Source organism: Streptomyces sp. NPDC024555, from assembly GCF_055559335.1.
In genome coordinates this window covers 167,440-180,880 of record NZ_JBVHKV010000008.1, presented here as the reverse complement: position 1 = coordinate 180,880, position 13,441 = coordinate 167,440, and the positions used below count along the sequence as shown (strand labels likewise).

The window sequence follows — 13,441 nt, the reverse complement described above, 5'->3', positions numbered from 1 at the left end:
CGGCGCCGGGCTCAGCCGGTCCGCAGGACCGACCGCAGGGCGTCCAGCAGCGCACCGGCCGGGTCCTCGACCGGGCCGGCCGAGCGCCAGCCCACGATGTGGTCGGGCCGGACCAGCAGCGCGCCGTCCTCCGCCAGACCGGACACCCCGGCCCAGTCGCCGTACCGGTCCTCGTAGTCGCAGCCGTGGCCGATGGAGACCACGTCGATCTCCACCCCGGTCGCGGCGGCGGCCTTGGCGGCGGCCTCGCGCCAGTCCGCGCCGAGCACCCCGGTGAGCAGGGTGAACCGGCCGTGGCCGCAGAGGTCGATGACGGGGACCTTGCGCTGGCCGTCGAGCAGCCAGGCGTGCGGGAGGTGGCGTCCGGGATAGGTGGTCGGGAAGTAGTGGATCTCCTCGTCCCGCGGCGCCACGGGCGCCTCGCCGTCGGGCACCAGCGCGCCGGAGGTGTAGTTCTGGTTGGTCTCCACCCCGTGGGTGTTGAAGCACAGCAGGGTGTCGCGCACGGCCGTGTCGAAGGCGGCCCGGCGTCCGGCGCCCTCGGCGGTGGGTGCCCGCAGGGTGTCGAGCGCGGCGTCCAGCTGCTCCTTGCCGGCGGCGGGCGGCAGGTGCAGGGCCTGGAACAGCGGCGGCATCAGGGCGTTGCTGGCGGTGGCCCGCTCCACGATCTGCCGGGCCACGGGCAGCCGTTCGTCGCGGTAGGTCTCCAGCAGGCCGGGGCCGGCCTGGCCGCGCAGGACCAGGGCGAGCTTCCAGCACAGGTTGAAGGAGTCCTGGATGGAGGTGTTGGACCCCAGGCCGTTCATCGGGGAGTGCCGGTGGACGGCGTCGCCGACGCAGAAGACCCGGCCCTCCTGGTTGTCGGTGGCGTAGACGTGGTTGACCGCCCAGGTGGAGACCGACTCGACCTTCACGGGGACGGTGTCGTCGCCGATGAGCTGGTGGGCGATGGCCTCGCCGAACTCGTGGGTCAGCTCGGGGGCGCCCTGCTCCACGTCGTAGCCCCAGACGGCGATCCACTTGTTCCAGGGGCGCACCACGCGCAGCACGCCGATGCCGTTGCCGTCGTGGCCGATGCCGGGCTGGATGAACCAGTACATGTCGCCGGGCCGGTGCGCGACCAGGTGCGACAGGTCCGCCTCGAAGACGATGTTGATGGAGCCGCCGAGCCCCATCTCGCCCTCCAGCGGGATGCCGAGCTGGGACATGATCCGGGAGTTCCCGCCGTCGGCGCCGATCAGGTACCGGGAGCGGATCGCGTACTCCTCGCCGGTCACCCGGTCGCGCACGGTCGAGGTGACGCCGTCGTCGTCCTGGGTGAAGGAGAGCAGTTCGGTGTTGACCCGGTGGGTCGTGCCGCGGTGCGTGGCGGCGTTGAGGAGCAGCGGCTCCATGCGGTCCTGCGGCAGGTCGCACACGGTGGTCGGGCTGGCCAGGTCGTGCTCGGCCTTGAACAGCGGATGGGTGTACCAGGTCCGCAGCCGCCCCAGTTCCGGGCCGGTGAGGGTGGTGGCCCACACGTGTTCGCCCATCAGGTGCTGGGGCGTGGAGACGCGCTTGGCCTCGTCCTCGACGCCGAGGTCGCGCAGCACCTCCATGGTGCGCTGGTTGGTGATGTGGGCGCGGGGGGTGTTGGCGACCGAACCGTACTTGTTCAGCACGATCGCGCGGACACCGTACGTGGCGAGGAGGGCTCCGGCCGCGGCTCCGGCCGGACCGGCACCGGAGATGAGGACGTCGGTCTCGACCGTCGTGGCAGTGCTCATCGTTGAGACTCCTGGGGCAAGGGACATGCGGGGGACCGCCGCCGGGGCCGGGGGGAACCCGGCGGCGGGAGGGGTCAGTGGTGGGTGACGAAGTCCGTCACCAGGCGGTTGAACTCGTCGGCATGCTCCAACTGGGCCCAGTGGCCGCAGCGGTTGATCAGGTGCGCACGCGAGTCGGGGATGTTCGCCGCGAGGAAGAGCGTCGACTCGAAGGAGACGACCCGGTCGTCGCGACCGTGGACCAGGAGCGACGGCGCGGTGATCCCGGAGACGCGGCTCGGGTCGATCCAGATCGGGATCGGGGCCTTCGGCGCCACCGCGGCGATGTTCGCCAGGTGCTCGGGGCGCTTGAGCGCGGCCTGCGAACGCTGCTCGCACAGCTCGGGGGTGGCGAAGCGGGCCGTGTCGTAGACCATGATCTCGACGAGGCGGCGCATGCCCTCGGGGGTCGCGTTCGTGTACGTGTCGTACATGATCTTCAGGCCCTCGGTGGGGCCGCCGCCGGCGCCGAAGAGGAACGGCTTCATCTGGAGCGGGGCGCCCATGGTGACGAGGTGGGAGACGCGCTCGGGCCGTTCGAGGGCGAGCCGCAGCGAGGTGTGGCCGCCCATCGAGTTGCCGACGAACGCGGCCTTCTCGATGCCCAGGGCGTCGAGCAGCTGGCAGGCCGCCTCCACGTGGTCCAGGGTGCTGAAGTCCACCGCGTCCGAGTCGCCCCAGCCGGGCATGTCGGGGGCGATGACCCGGAAGTGCTTCGACAGGGCCTCGATGTTGGGCGAGTAGTTGCTCCAGCCGGTGGCGCCGGGGCCGCCGCCGTGCAGCAGGACGACGGGGTGGCCCTCGCCGGCCTCGTTGTAGTGGATCCGCCAGTCCTTGGTCCGGACGTAGCGCGAGATCGCGTCGGGGTTCAGGGACATCAGTGGCCGCCTTCGGGAGCGTGGTTGGTGAACGGGGCGCGGCCGAGCAGTTCGTGCACGGCCTCGGGCGAGCGGTGTCCCCAGCTGTGCAGCCGGTCGAGGGTCCGCACCTGCCAGGTCGCGTCGTCGATGAGGAGACCGCCCCAGCCGTACTCGATGCTGAAACCGGACGGCGTACGGACGTAGAAGCTGAACATGTGGTCGTTGGGGTGCATGCCGAGCGTCATCTCGAAGGGCTGCTCGGCGTCCATGCAGCGGTCGTAGGCCATGCCCACGTCGCGGATGTCCGTGACTTCGAGCATGAAGTGGTGGGTCTTCTTGGCGTGCGGCATGTCGCCGAAGGCGACGCTGTGGTGGCGCGGGTTGCAGTGCAGGAAGATCAGGTCCGCGAAGACGCCCGGGGCCAGCTCCTCGATGATGATGTCGCTGATCCGGAAGCCGAGCAGGCCCTCGTAGAAGGCCATGTACTCCTCGCGCGGCACCCCCTTGGAGAGCAGCACGTGGTGCCCGGCGCCGCCGCTGCCGGTGACGAAGGTGCCCAGCAGGGTGTCGGAGTGGAACGGGGTCTTCGCGTCGGCGAGGCCGGTGACCAGCTCGATGCGGTTGCCCATGGGGTCGGTGACCTGGACCAGGCGGTCGACGCGGCGCGCGGCGGCCAGTTCGGCGCCGCCCTCGGTGACCTCGGTGCCGGCGGCCGTCAGCTCGGCGACGAGCCGGTCGAGCGCTTCCGGTGACTCGACCTCGTAGCCGCTGACCGCCAGGTCGTCGGCGGGTCCCTCGGTGATGATCCAGCGGTGCGCCTTCTCGTCGGTGCGCAGGGTGAAGCCGTCGTCGGTCTTCTGGCCCAGCTGCATGCCGAGCAGCGTCACGCCGAAGTGCTCCCAGTCGGCGAGGTCGCTGACCTCGTACACGACGTAGGCCAGCTCTTTCACTGCGGTCATGAGTGGTCTCCTTCCGAGGCCGAGAGGGTGGGGGTCACCCCTCGGACGAACAGAGGCGGGGGAGTGGGGCGCCCGGGGCGGTACCGGCCCCGGGGCAGGGAGGAAGAGGCTCCGGACCGCACGGGAGGCGACCGGAGGAGCATTATTGAACCGATCGTTCAGTCCAATAATCCGTACGTTCACATGCGGAAGGGGGCGCGTCAAGGGTTCGGCCAACTCTTCGCTCTGTGTGACCGGCCGGAGTGCGGCCCGTATGATCGGCGGGTGAGACGTGGATCGAAGGCCCCCAACGGCAACGAGCGCGGGCGACGCTCCAAGGAGGAGATCCTCGACGCGGCGGCCCGGGTCATGGCCGTACGGGGATACGCGGCGGCCACGATCACGGCGATCACGGCCGAGACCGGCATGCCGCGCAGCGCGATCTACCACCACTTCCACTCGAAGGGCGGACTGCTCGCCGCCGTGATGGAACGGGGCGCCCGCGACTACTTCGGCGCGATGCGCGAGGCCCACGCGGAGCCGCCCGAGGGCGGCACCCACCACGAGCGGATGGCGTGGTTCATGGACCGGACGGCGGAGGTCTTCACCGCCAAGCCGGACTTCCTCAGGCTCCACGTCCGGCTCGTCATGAGCGACGAGGCCGCCGACGAGGAGGTCCTGGCGATGAACCGCAGCGTGCGCGCCGAGGGCCGCGCCTATATGAGCGAGATGGTCGCGTCGGCCTTCGCGGACGAGGGTCCCGAGATCGCGCACGCGGTCGGCGAGGAGCTGTCCGTCTTCGCGATCGCGGCCTTCGACGGCTCCTTCGTCTCCGCCATGGCCGAGGCGGAGTACACCGTCGCCTCCCAGATGGACCGCCTCACCGACGCGATGGTCGCGCTGGGCGAAGCGGCCGTGGCCCGGCACCGGGCGGCGGCCCCGGCGTCCTGAGCGAGGCGCCCCACCGCGTCGGCCTGACGGAGATTTAGGCGTAACGAGGGCATCACGGCCCGGTTCTCCCTTGGGAACAGGGGTGGACCGAGCCGGAACGCGTGGTCGGGCGGGTGGTAGAAAGAAGCCCCGCTCGACTGTCGTGACACTGCGGGATCCATGCCCGATTCGCTCCATTTCGCCAGTGATTCAGGGGGTCTTGGCCGGCCCCCGGGACCGCGGTGGGATCGCGGGGGAGTCCGGACCGGGCACCGGACCGCACGAAGGGGGACGCGCTGATGACCCAGCCGCCCAGCCAGCAACCGCCGCAGGGAGGCTTCGGCGCTCCGCAGGAGCCGCCGCAGGGGGTCCCCCAGCCGCCCCAGGGCCCGCCGCAGACGCCGCCGCCGGCCCCGCCGCCGCAGGCTCCGGCCGACCGGCCCGGTTACGGCTACCCCCAGCAGCCCGGCCTCTACGGCCAGCCGCAGCAGCCGGGACCGTACGCGCAGCAGCCCGGCCCGTACGGCCAGCCGCAGCAGCCGGGACCCTACGGCCAGCCCCAGCAGCCCGGTCCGTACGCGCAGCAGCCCGGCCCCTACGGCCAGCCCCAGCAGCCCGGTCCGTACGGCCAGCCGCAGGGCGGCTACGGCTACCCGCAGCAGCAGTACCCCACGGCCCCGGTCCCCGAGGTCCCCGGCGGACGCGGCCCCTTCAAGGGCAAGCCCGCGGTGATCATCGGCGCGGCGGTCGCCGCGCTCCTGGTGATCGGCGGCGGGGTGTTCCTGCTGACCGGCGGCGACGACAGCGACGACAAGAAGCCCGTCGCCGGGGGCAGCAGCCAGCCCGCCGGACCCTCCGCCTCGCCGAGCGTGGACGAGGGCGACGGCGACGGCACCGGCCGCGACGGCGACGACGACCTGAACGCCGGACGCAAGTCCGGTGAGGCGAAGGTCCTCTGGCTCCAGAAGAACGACGTCGACCTGCCGCGCAACGGCGCGGACGTGTACGGCCCGTGGATCGTCGGCGACACCGTCGTCAAGGGCATGTACCGCACGGTCTCCGGCTATGCGGTCTCCGACGGCAAGGAGAAGTGGAAGCTCAAGCTGCCGGCCGACATCTGCTCCGCGCCCCAGCAGACCACCACCGCCGGCACGATCGTCATCGCGATCAAGAACGGCACCACCTCCAAGGCCGACTGCTCGACGCTCCAGCAGATCGACCTCACCACCGGGAAGACGGGGTGGAAGAAGGAGGTCAAGAAGAGCGGCCTGTTCGACATGATGTCGGACCTCTCGATGGCCATCACCGGCGACACCGTGACGGCCGGCCGCACCGGCGCCTCCAACGCCTACCGGATCAGCGACGGCAAGGAGCTGTTCGGCAAGCGCAGCGGCACCTGCCAGCCCTTCGCCTTCGCGGGCGGCGCCCGGCTGATCGCCGCGACCAGCTGCCGCACCGACGACGCCGACAACCCGCAGCACGCGATCGAGCGCGTCGACCCCGCCACCGGCAAGCCGCTGTGGACGTACAAGCCCGCCCGCGGCTGGGAGGTCGACAAGGTCTACTCGAACAGCCCGCTCATCGTGTCGCTGACCAAGGGCAGCGGCGACAGCAAGAAGTGGAGCATCGTCGCCCTGCGCGAGAACGGCACGCTCCGCTCGCAGCTGATCGGCGACAAGGGCGACAAGTTCGCCCCCGACTGCGGTGGCGCCTTCACCATCTTCGGTCAGCGCCTCGACGGCTGCACCGGCGTCGCCGCCGACGCCAACACCTTCTACATGGCCACCCAGGACGACACCAGCGGCTCCGGCCGCACCAACCAGGTCGTCGCCTTCAACCTCAACACCGGCAAGTCGAAGTGGAAGGCGAAGGCCCCGGCCGGCCAGACCATGAAGCCGCTGCGGATGGAGGGCGCCGACGTGCTCCTCTACGTGGACGCCGGCTACGGCAAGGGCGGCGGCATCGCCACCCTGGCACCCACCGGCGGCAGCCCGAAGATGCTGCTCCAGCACCCGGAGTCGACGTCCTCGATCGAGAGTTCGTTCTGGGACGAGAAGGTGCTCTACGCGGACGGCCGCTCGTTCATCGCCAGCGGCCGGGTCAGCGCGAGCAACGACAAGGAAGAGCTGGAGACGAAGACCATGATGGCCTTCGGCAAGTAGCCCCTCCCGCCGACCGGTTCGGCCCCCGACCGATTCCCTCCCGCTTCTCCCGAGGTACGCACACGCCATGACGCAACCGCCCCAGCCGCCGCCCAACGAGCCGTCCCCGGGCGGGTTCGGCGCGCCGCAGGACCCCCCGCCCGGTGGTTTCGGCGCCCCGCAGGACCCGCCGCCCGGAGGCTTCGGCGCACCGACGCCGCCGCCCGCCGACCCGTTCGGCAAGCAGCCCGCCACCCCGCCGCCGGCGGGCCCGCCGCAGCCGCAGCCCGGCTACGGCACCCCGCCCCCGCCCACCGCCCCCGGCGGCTACGGCACCCCGCCGCCCACCGTCCCCGGCGGTTACGGCGCCCCGCAGCAGCAGCCCGGCTACGGCTATCCGCCGCAGCAGCCCGGGTCCGGCTACGGCTACCCGCAGCAGGGCCAGGCCCCGCAGCCCGGCTACGGCTTCCCGCCCTCCCAGCCCCAGCAGGGCTACGGCTACCCGACGACGCCGATGCAGCAGCCGCAGCAGCCGCAGCCCGGCTCCAACGGGCCCAAGAAGTTCTCCACCCAGGCGCAGATCATCGTGGCCGCCGCGGTCGCGGTGGTGCTGATCGTCGGCGGCGGCCTCTGGTTCGCCTCCAGCGGCGGTGACGATGACAAGAAGGACGAGGCCAAGACCTCCGCCGGCACCACCGGCGGCGAGAACAAGGGCGGTGAGAGCGGCGGCATCGGGGGCGGCGGCAAGGAGAAGGCCCCGGCCAACACCAAGTCCTCGGTCGCCTTCCAGCTCCCGCAGCCCAAGGTCACCGAGGTCACCACCGTCGACGGCTCCTGGATCACCGACAAGGCGTACGTGAAGACGGGCGTCAACGAGGTCGTCGGCTACGACCTCGCCAAGGGCACCAAGCTCTGGTCGATCCCGCTGGACGGCCAGCTCTGCGCCGCCTCCCGGCACATGAGCAAGGACTTCAAGACGGCCATCGCCTTCGAGGAGGGCAAGCGGACCGCCGCGAAGAAGTACCAGAGCTGCACCCAGGTCGGCGCGATCGACCTCAACACCGGCAAGCTCATGTGGAGCAAGAGCGTCACCTCGTCCAACACCGGTGACCGCCCGGTCCGCTTCGACGAGGTCACCCTCAGCGGCTCCACCGTCGCGGCCGGCGGCACCGACGGCGGCGCGGCCTTCGACCTGGCCACCGGCGCCGAGCGCTGGAAGCCGAAGGTCAGCACGGACGGCTGCTACGACAAGGGCTACGGCGGCGGCGAGGCCCTGGCCGTGGTCCGCAAGTGCGGTTCGTACGACGATCCGCAGCTCGTCATCCAGGCCCTGAACCCGACGACCGGGGCGCCGCTGTCCTCGTACAAGATGCCCCCCGGCGTCGAGTACGCGAGCATCGTCTCCACCAAGCCGCTGGTCGTCGCCGCCGACGTCGGCGACACCGCCGGTGACGGCAGCGGGATCTCGGACTTCTTCTCCATCGACGCGAGCACCGGCAAGCTGCTCACCCGGATCGCGGCGGACGGCGAGAAGTACGCGGCGCGCTGCGGCTCGACGGAGGTCGAGACCTGCCAGCAGCTGGCCGTCGGCAACAACCGGCTCTACCTGCCCACCGAGGAGCACGAGGGCACGGGCGAGTACGGCAACACCAACGAGATCGTCTCGTTCGACCTGACCACCGGCAAGCCGACCAGTGACCGGGCCGACGCGGGCGAGCGGTACACGATGTTCCCGCTGCGCATGGACGGCGGCAACATCATCGCGTACAAGGTGCCCCCCTACGACAAGGGCGGGCAGGTCGTCTCCATCGACGGCGCCACGTTCAAGCAGACCGTGCTGATGGAGAACCCGAGCGACGAGTCCGTCCGGGACGCGGAGACCAGCTTCTCCACGGACTACGCCGAGTACCGCTACACCAACGGGCGGCTGTACATCTCGGAGACGATGATCAGCAAGCCCCGGGAGAGCTCGCTGGGCGACAAGGAGTACCTGGTCGTCGCGTTCGGCACGAGCTGACCGGCGCGCACGCGTGAGGGGGTGGAGCCGGCCGGCTCCACCCCCTCACGCATGTCCGCGGCCGCGGGCCGTCAGCTCGCGCTGCTGTCGTCGAACGGCGGGTACATGATCTTGGAGTTGGTGCAGCCCAGGATCGTCGTCCCCTCCATCTGGCAGAGCTGGATGTACGCGGAGGAGATCCAGCCGCCCGGGTTGGCGTAGGTCGTGTCCGACCACGCGGTGCCGGCCCCGGTGGAGACCCGGTGGATCGGGAAGTAGTGCGTCCCGGCGTCGCCCCGCGTCACCAGCCGCACGCCCACGCCGTGGCCGTCGGCCTTGGTGTCCTTCACGTACAGGTACAGCGGGTTGAGCTGGTACGGGTTGAGCCGCCAGTCGGCCTTCACCTCCGCGTAGCCCCAGGTGGTCGACACGGACGCCTCGGTGAACTGCACGGCGGCGGAGGCGGATCCGGTGAACGCGGGACCGGCCAGCGCGAGGCACGCGGCGGCGGCGGTGAGCAGAGTCTTCTTCAGACGCACGATTCTCCTGGAAGGTGGTCGGAATTCAGTCAGCGTGCAGGGTACAACAGCGGGTATTCGGCCATACGGGGACATCAACTCGCCCTGAACGCACAGGAAGTCGCCTGTCTCGGTCGTTCTCCCGGCGAACCGGCCCGCGGCCTCGAACAAGCGTGTAACTTGCCGGGTCTGTGGCGGGCCGGGGGGTCTGACGGCGTGAGGGGGAGTGCCCGATGGGCGTGCGGCTGATGGTGGTCGACGACCACCGACTGCTCGCGGAGGCGCTGGCCTCGGCGCTGAAACTGCGCGGGCACCGGGTGCTCGCCGCCGCCGCGCCCGCCTCGGGCGCGGCCGAGCTGGTGATCAGCAGGTCGCCCGAGGTCTGTCTCTTCGGTACGGCGGCCCCGGCCGAGCCCGGCACCTTCGATCCGGTCGCCCGGATCCGGCAGGCACGGCCGCAGATCGCCGTGGTGGTCCTCGGCCCGGTGCCCAGCCCGCGCGGCATCGCCGCCGCCTTCGCCGCGGGCGCCGCCGGATACGTCCGCCACGACGAGCGCATCGAGGGCGTCGAACGCGCCATGGTCAAGGCCCGCGCCGGTGAGGCCGCGATCGCGCCCCAGCTCCTCCAGGGCGCCTTCGCCGAACTGCTCAACCCGGCGGCGCAGCCCGACGACGAGGGCCGCCGGCTGCTCGGGATGCTCACCCCGCGCGAGGTCGAGGTCCTGGTCCGGGTCGCCGAGGGCGAGGACACCCGGCTGATCGCGGCCGGGATGCGGATCGCGCCGAGCACCGCCCGCACCCATGTGCAGCGGGTGCTGATGAAGCTGGGGGTCGGCTCCCGGCTGGAGGCGGCCGCGCTGGCCGCGCGCACCGGACTGCTCGACCGGGCGGTGCGGGAGGCCCCGAGGGGCCCGGACCCCACGGCCTGACCGGGGCCCCGACCCGCTGATCCTCCACTCCAGGCGTACGGCCGTGCCGTACGCCTCCGACGCATGCGCCGCCGCATTGACTGGTCTGTTGCTTTGTGGTTCATTGTGTTCGGTTCTGTTTGGGAGGAGTCCGGTGAAGAAGACGGTTACGACGCTCGCCGACGGCCGGGAGCTGATCTACTACGACAGCCGCGACGACACCGTCCGCGACGCCGTCGACCGGCGTCCGCTCGACGCCGTCTCGACCTCCTCCGAGGTCCGCCGCGATCCGCTGCTCGGCGACAGCGTCGCCATCGCCTCGCACCGCCAGGGACGCACCTACCACCCGCCGGCCGACGAGTGCCCGCTCTGCCCCTCGTCCGGGGACCGCCTCAGCGAGATCCCGGACACCGGCTACGACGTCGCCGTCTTCGAGAACCGCTTCCCCTCGCTGGCCGGTGACTCCGGCCGCTGCGAGGTCGTCTGCTTCACCTCGGACCACAGCGCGTCCTTCGCCGACCTCACCGAGGAGCAGGCCGGGCTGGTCCTGGAGGCCTGGACCGACCGCACCGCCGAGTTCGCCGGGCTCTCGCAGGTCACCCAGGTGTTCTGCTTCGAGAACCGGGGCGCCGAGATCGGCGTCACCCTCGGCCACCCGCACGGCCAGATCTACGGCTACCCCTTCGTCACCCCGCGCACAAGGCTGATGCTCCACTCGGCCGCCGCCCACCGCGCCGAGACAGGCGGCAACCTCTTCGACGACGTGCTCGCCCGCGAGGAGGCCGACGGCTCGCGGATCGTGCTCGCCGCCGAACACTGGGTGGCCTTCGTCCCGTACGCGGCCCACTGGCCGTACGAGGTCCACCTCTACCCCCGCCGCCGCGTCCCCGACCTGCGGTTCCTCGACGAGGCGGCCCGCACGGAGTTCCCACAGGTCTATCTGGAACTCTTGAGGCGATTCGACCGGATCTTCGGCCCCGGCGAGCCGCCCACCCCGTACATCTCCGCCTGGCACCAGGCACCGTTCGGGGTCGAGGGACGGGATGACTTCGGACTCCATCTGGAGCTTTTCACCATCCGACGCACCTCCGGCAAGCTGAAGTTCCTCGCGGGTTCCGAATCCGGCATGAGCGTGTTCATCAACGACGTGCCGCCGGAGACCGCGGCCCAGCGACTGCGAGAGGTAGCGAGCCAGTGAGCAAGAGCCCGAAGAAGTACCTGGTGACCGGTGGTGCGGGTTATGTGGGCAGTGTGGTCGCCCAGCACCTGCTGGAGGCCGGCCACACCGTCACCGTCCTCGACGACCTCTCCACCGGCTTCCGCGAGGGCGTCCCGGCCGGCGCCGACTTCATCGAGGGCCGCATCCAGGACGCCGCGAAGTGGCTCGACTCCTCCTACGACGGGGTGCTGCACTTCGCCGCGTACTCCCAGGTCGGCGAGTCCGTCACCGACCCGGAGAAGTACTGGGTCAACAACGTCGGCGGCTCCACCGCCCTGCTCGCCGCCATGCGCGACGCCGGGGTGCGCACCCTGGTCTTCTCCTCCACCGCCGCCACCTACGGCGAACCGGTCTCCAGCCTCCTCACCGAGACCGACCCCACCGCCCCCACCAGCCCCTACGGCGCCACCAAGCTCGCCGTCGACCACATGATCGGCGGAGAGGCCGCCGCCCACGGCCTGGCCGCCGTCTCCCTGCGCTACTTCAACGTGGCCGGGGCCTACGGCGACTGCGGCGAGCGGCACAGCCCCGAGTCCCACCTCATCCCGCTGGTGCTCCAGGTCGCCCTCGGGCAGCGGGAGTCCATCTCCGTCTACGGCGACGACTACCCGACCCCGGACGGCACCTGCGTCCGCGACTACATCCACGTCGCCGACCTCGCCGAGGCCCATCTGCTGGCCCTCGACGCCGCCACCCCCGGCGAGCACCTGATCTGCAACCTCGGCAACGGCAACGGCTTCTCGGTCCGCGAGGTCATCGAGACGGTCCGCGAGGTCACCGGCCACCCCGTCCCCGAGACCGCGGCCCCGCGCCGCGGCGGCGACCCGGCCGTCCTCGTCGCCTCCGCCGCCACCGCCAGGGAGCGGCTCGGCTGGCGGCCGTCCCGCGCCGACCTGGCCGGAATCGTCTCCGACGCCTGGACGTTCGCCCGCCGAGAGGAGCCCACCGCACCATGACCGACCACGCTGAGCTGACCGCCTCCTTCACCGAGCTGTACGGGAGCGCGCCCGAGGGGATCTGGGCCGCACCCGGCCGGGTCAACCTGATCGGCGAGTACACCGACTTCAACGACGGCTTCGTGATGCCGCTCGCCCTCCCGCACACCGCGCGCGCCGCCGTCGCCCGCCGCACCGACGGCGAGCTGCGGCTGCACTCCACCGATGTGCCGGGCGGCGTGGTGAGCCTGCGCGTCGACGCGCTGGCCCCCGGCCAGGGCCACGGCTGGGCCTCCTACCCGGCCGGGGTCGTCTGGGCGCTGCGCGAGGCCGGGCACACGGTCACCGGCGCCGACATCCAGCTCTCCTCCACCGTCCCCACCGGTGCCGGGCTCTCCTCGTCCGCCGCCCTCGAAGTGGTGACCGCGCTGGCCCTGAACGACCTCTTCGGCCTCGGTCTGGACCACGCCGAACTGGCGGTCCTGGCCCAGCGCGCGGAGAACGCCTTCGTCGGCGTCCCCTGCGGGGTCATGGACCAGATGGCGTCCGCCTGCTGCACCGAGGGCCACGCACTGCACCTGGACACCCGCGACCTCGGCCGCCGCCAGGTCCCCTTCGACCTGGCCGCCCGGGGGCTGAGCCTCCTGGTCGTCGACACCCGCGTCCAGCACGCGCTCGGCGACGGCGCCTACGCCGAGCGGCGGGCCGGCTGCGAGGAGGGCGCCCGCCTGCTGGGCATACCCGCGCTGCGCGACCTCCCGTACGAGGACCTGGACGCGGCGCTCGGACGGCTCGCCGAAGCGGGCACGGACGAGTCCGTGGTGCGCTACGTCCGCCATGTGGTCGGCGACAACCAGCGGGTGGAGCAGGTCATCGCCCTGCTGGACGCCGGTGACGTGCGCGCGGCCGGACCGGTCCTCACCGCCGGACACCTCTCGCTCCGCGACGACCTCCGGGTCTCCTGCGCGGAACTGGACCTGGTGGTCGAAACGGCGAACGCGGCCGGTGCGCTCGGCGCCCGGATGACCGGCGGCGGCTTCGGCGGCTCGGCGGTCGTGCTGGTGGAGGAGGACCGGGCCGACACCGTCGAGAAGTCCGTCCGGGAGGCCTTCGCCGCCGCGGGCTACGCGGCCCCCGGCATCTTCCCGGCCGTGCCGTCCGCGGGTGCCCGCCGGCTCGTCTGAGCCGTCC

At 71.7% G+C, this 13,441-nt stretch carries 11 protein-coding genes; 7 read left to right on the top strand and 4 right to left on the bottom strand.

Going from position 1 to position 13,441, the window contains the following annotated elements; translation table 11 throughout:
* Positions 1–11: 11 nt before the first annotated feature.
* From ACZ4FH_RS15830 to ACZ4FH_RS15820, 3 genes are all read right to left on the bottom strand, one after another.
* On the bottom strand, positions 12–1,766 hold the full coding sequence (locus tag ACZ4FH_RS15830; RefSeq protein WP_467305115.1) for an FAD-dependent oxidoreductase: 1,755 nt from the start codon (positions 1,764–1,766) through the stop codon (positions 12–14).
* Between the two features lie 74 nt (positions 1,767–1,840).
* Positions 1,841–2,683, bottom strand: coding sequence for an alpha/beta fold hydrolase (locus ACZ4FH_RS15825; protein ID WP_467305113.1), 843 nt, complete (start codon positions 2,681–2,683; stop codon positions 1,841–1,843).
* Positions 2,683–3,624: a VOC family protein gene (locus ACZ4FH_RS15820; protein WP_467305111.1), complete on the bottom strand. Its 942-nt coding sequence runs from the start codon at positions 3,622–3,624 to the stop codon at positions 2,683–2,685. The genes ACZ4FH_RS15825 and ACZ4FH_RS15820 overlap by 1 nt, the downstream gene beginning before the upstream one ends.
* A gap of 264 nt (positions 3,625–3,888) precedes the next feature.
* On the opposite strand from ACZ4FH_RS15820, the gene ACZ4FH_RS15815 reads away from it, so the two are divergent.
* The 3 genes from ACZ4FH_RS15815 to ACZ4FH_RS15805 all read left to right on the top strand — a co-directional run bounded on the left by ACZ4FH_RS15815 (position 3,889) and on the right by ACZ4FH_RS15805 (position 8,691).
* Positions 3,889–4,554, top strand: coding sequence for a TetR/AcrR family transcriptional regulator (locus ACZ4FH_RS15815; protein WP_467305110.1), 666 nt, complete (start codon positions 3,889–3,891; stop codon positions 4,552–4,554).
* Positions 4,555–4,832: 278 nt separating this feature from the next.
* Complete coding sequence (locus ACZ4FH_RS15810; RefSeq protein WP_467305108.1) at positions 4,833–6,695, top strand: outer membrane protein assembly factor BamB family protein; 1,863 nt, start codon at positions 4,833–4,835, stop codon at positions 6,693–6,695.
* 67 nt (positions 6,696–6,762) lie between these two features.
* Positions 6,763–8,691 carry an outer membrane protein assembly factor BamB family protein gene (locus tag ACZ4FH_RS15805; RefSeq protein WP_467305107.1) on the top strand — a complete coding sequence of 643 codons (1,929 nt, stop codon included), beginning with the start codon at positions 6,763–6,765 and terminating at the stop codon, positions 8,689–8,691.
* 71 nt (positions 8,692–8,762) lie between these two features.
* Here the strand turns inward: ACZ4FH_RS15805 and ACZ4FH_RS15800 are convergent, their stop codons facing one another.
* Complete coding sequence (locus ACZ4FH_RS15800; protein ID WP_383646705.1) at positions 8,763–9,209, bottom strand: hypothetical protein; 447 nt, start codon at positions 9,207–9,209, stop codon at positions 8,763–8,765.
* Positions 9,210–9,421: 212 nt separating this feature from the next.
* Between ACZ4FH_RS15800 and ACZ4FH_RS15795 the strand changes: the two genes are divergently transcribed.
* The 4 genes from ACZ4FH_RS15795 to galK all read left to right on the top strand — a co-directional run bounded on the left by ACZ4FH_RS15795 (position 9,422) and on the right by galK (position 13,434).
* Positions 9,422–10,117 carry a helix-turn-helix transcriptional regulator gene (locus ACZ4FH_RS15795; protein WP_385111276.1) on the top strand — a complete coding sequence of 232 codons (696 nt, stop codon included), beginning with the start codon at positions 9,422–9,424 and terminating at the stop codon, positions 10,115–10,117.
* Positions 10,118–10,250: 133 nt separating this feature from the next.
* Positions 10,251–11,294, top strand: a complete 1,044-nt coding sequence (gene galT / locus ACZ4FH_RS15790; protein WP_467305104.1) for a galactose-1-phosphate uridylyltransferase — start codon at positions 10,251–10,253, stop codon at positions 11,292–11,294.
* Entirely contained in the window at positions 11,291–12,271 is a 981-nt protein-coding gene (gene galE, locus ACZ4FH_RS15785) for a UDP-glucose 4-epimerase GalE (RefSeq protein WP_467305103.1), read from the top strand. The genes galT and galE overlap by 4 nt, the downstream gene beginning before the upstream one ends.
* Positions 12,268–13,434 carry a galactokinase gene (gene galK, locus ACZ4FH_RS15780; protein ID WP_467305102.1) on the top strand — a complete coding sequence of 389 codons (1,167 nt, stop codon included), beginning with the start codon at positions 12,268–12,270 and terminating at the stop codon, positions 13,432–13,434. The genes galE and galK overlap by 4 nt, the downstream gene beginning before the upstream one ends.
* Positions 13,435–13,441: the final 7 nt, after the last annotated feature.

What these genes read in the sequence shown, in the direction of transcription:
- ACZ4FH_RS15810 (WP_467305108.1), top strand. Translation starts at nt 4,833, where the DNA reads ATGACCCAGCCGCCCAGCCAGCAACCGCCGCAGGGAGGCTTCGGCGCT.
- galK (WP_467305102.1), top strand. Translation starts at nt 12,268, where the DNA reads ATGACCGACCACGCTGAGCTGACCGCCTCCTTCACCGAGCTGTACGGG.
- ACZ4FH_RS15805 (WP_467305107.1), top strand. Translation starts at nt 6,763, where the DNA reads ATGACGCAACCGCCCCAGCCGCCGCCCAACGAGCCGTCCCCGGGCGGG.
- ACZ4FH_RS15795 (WP_385111276.1), top strand. Translation starts at nt 9,422, where the DNA reads ATGGGCGTGCGGCTGATGGTGGTCGACGACCACCGACTGCTCGCGGAG.
- ACZ4FH_RS15825 (WP_467305113.1), bottom strand. Translation starts at nt 2,683, where the DNA reads ATGTCCCTGAACCCCGACGCGATCTCGCGCTACGTCCGGACCAAGGAC.
- ACZ4FH_RS15830 (WP_467305115.1), bottom strand. Translation starts at nt 1,766, where the DNA reads ATGAGCACTGCCACGACGGTCGAGACCGACGTCCTCATCTCCGGTGCC.
- ACZ4FH_RS15820 (WP_467305111.1), bottom strand. Translation starts at nt 3,624, where the DNA reads ATGACCGCAGTGAAAGAGCTGGCCTACGTCGTGTACGAGGTCAGCGAC.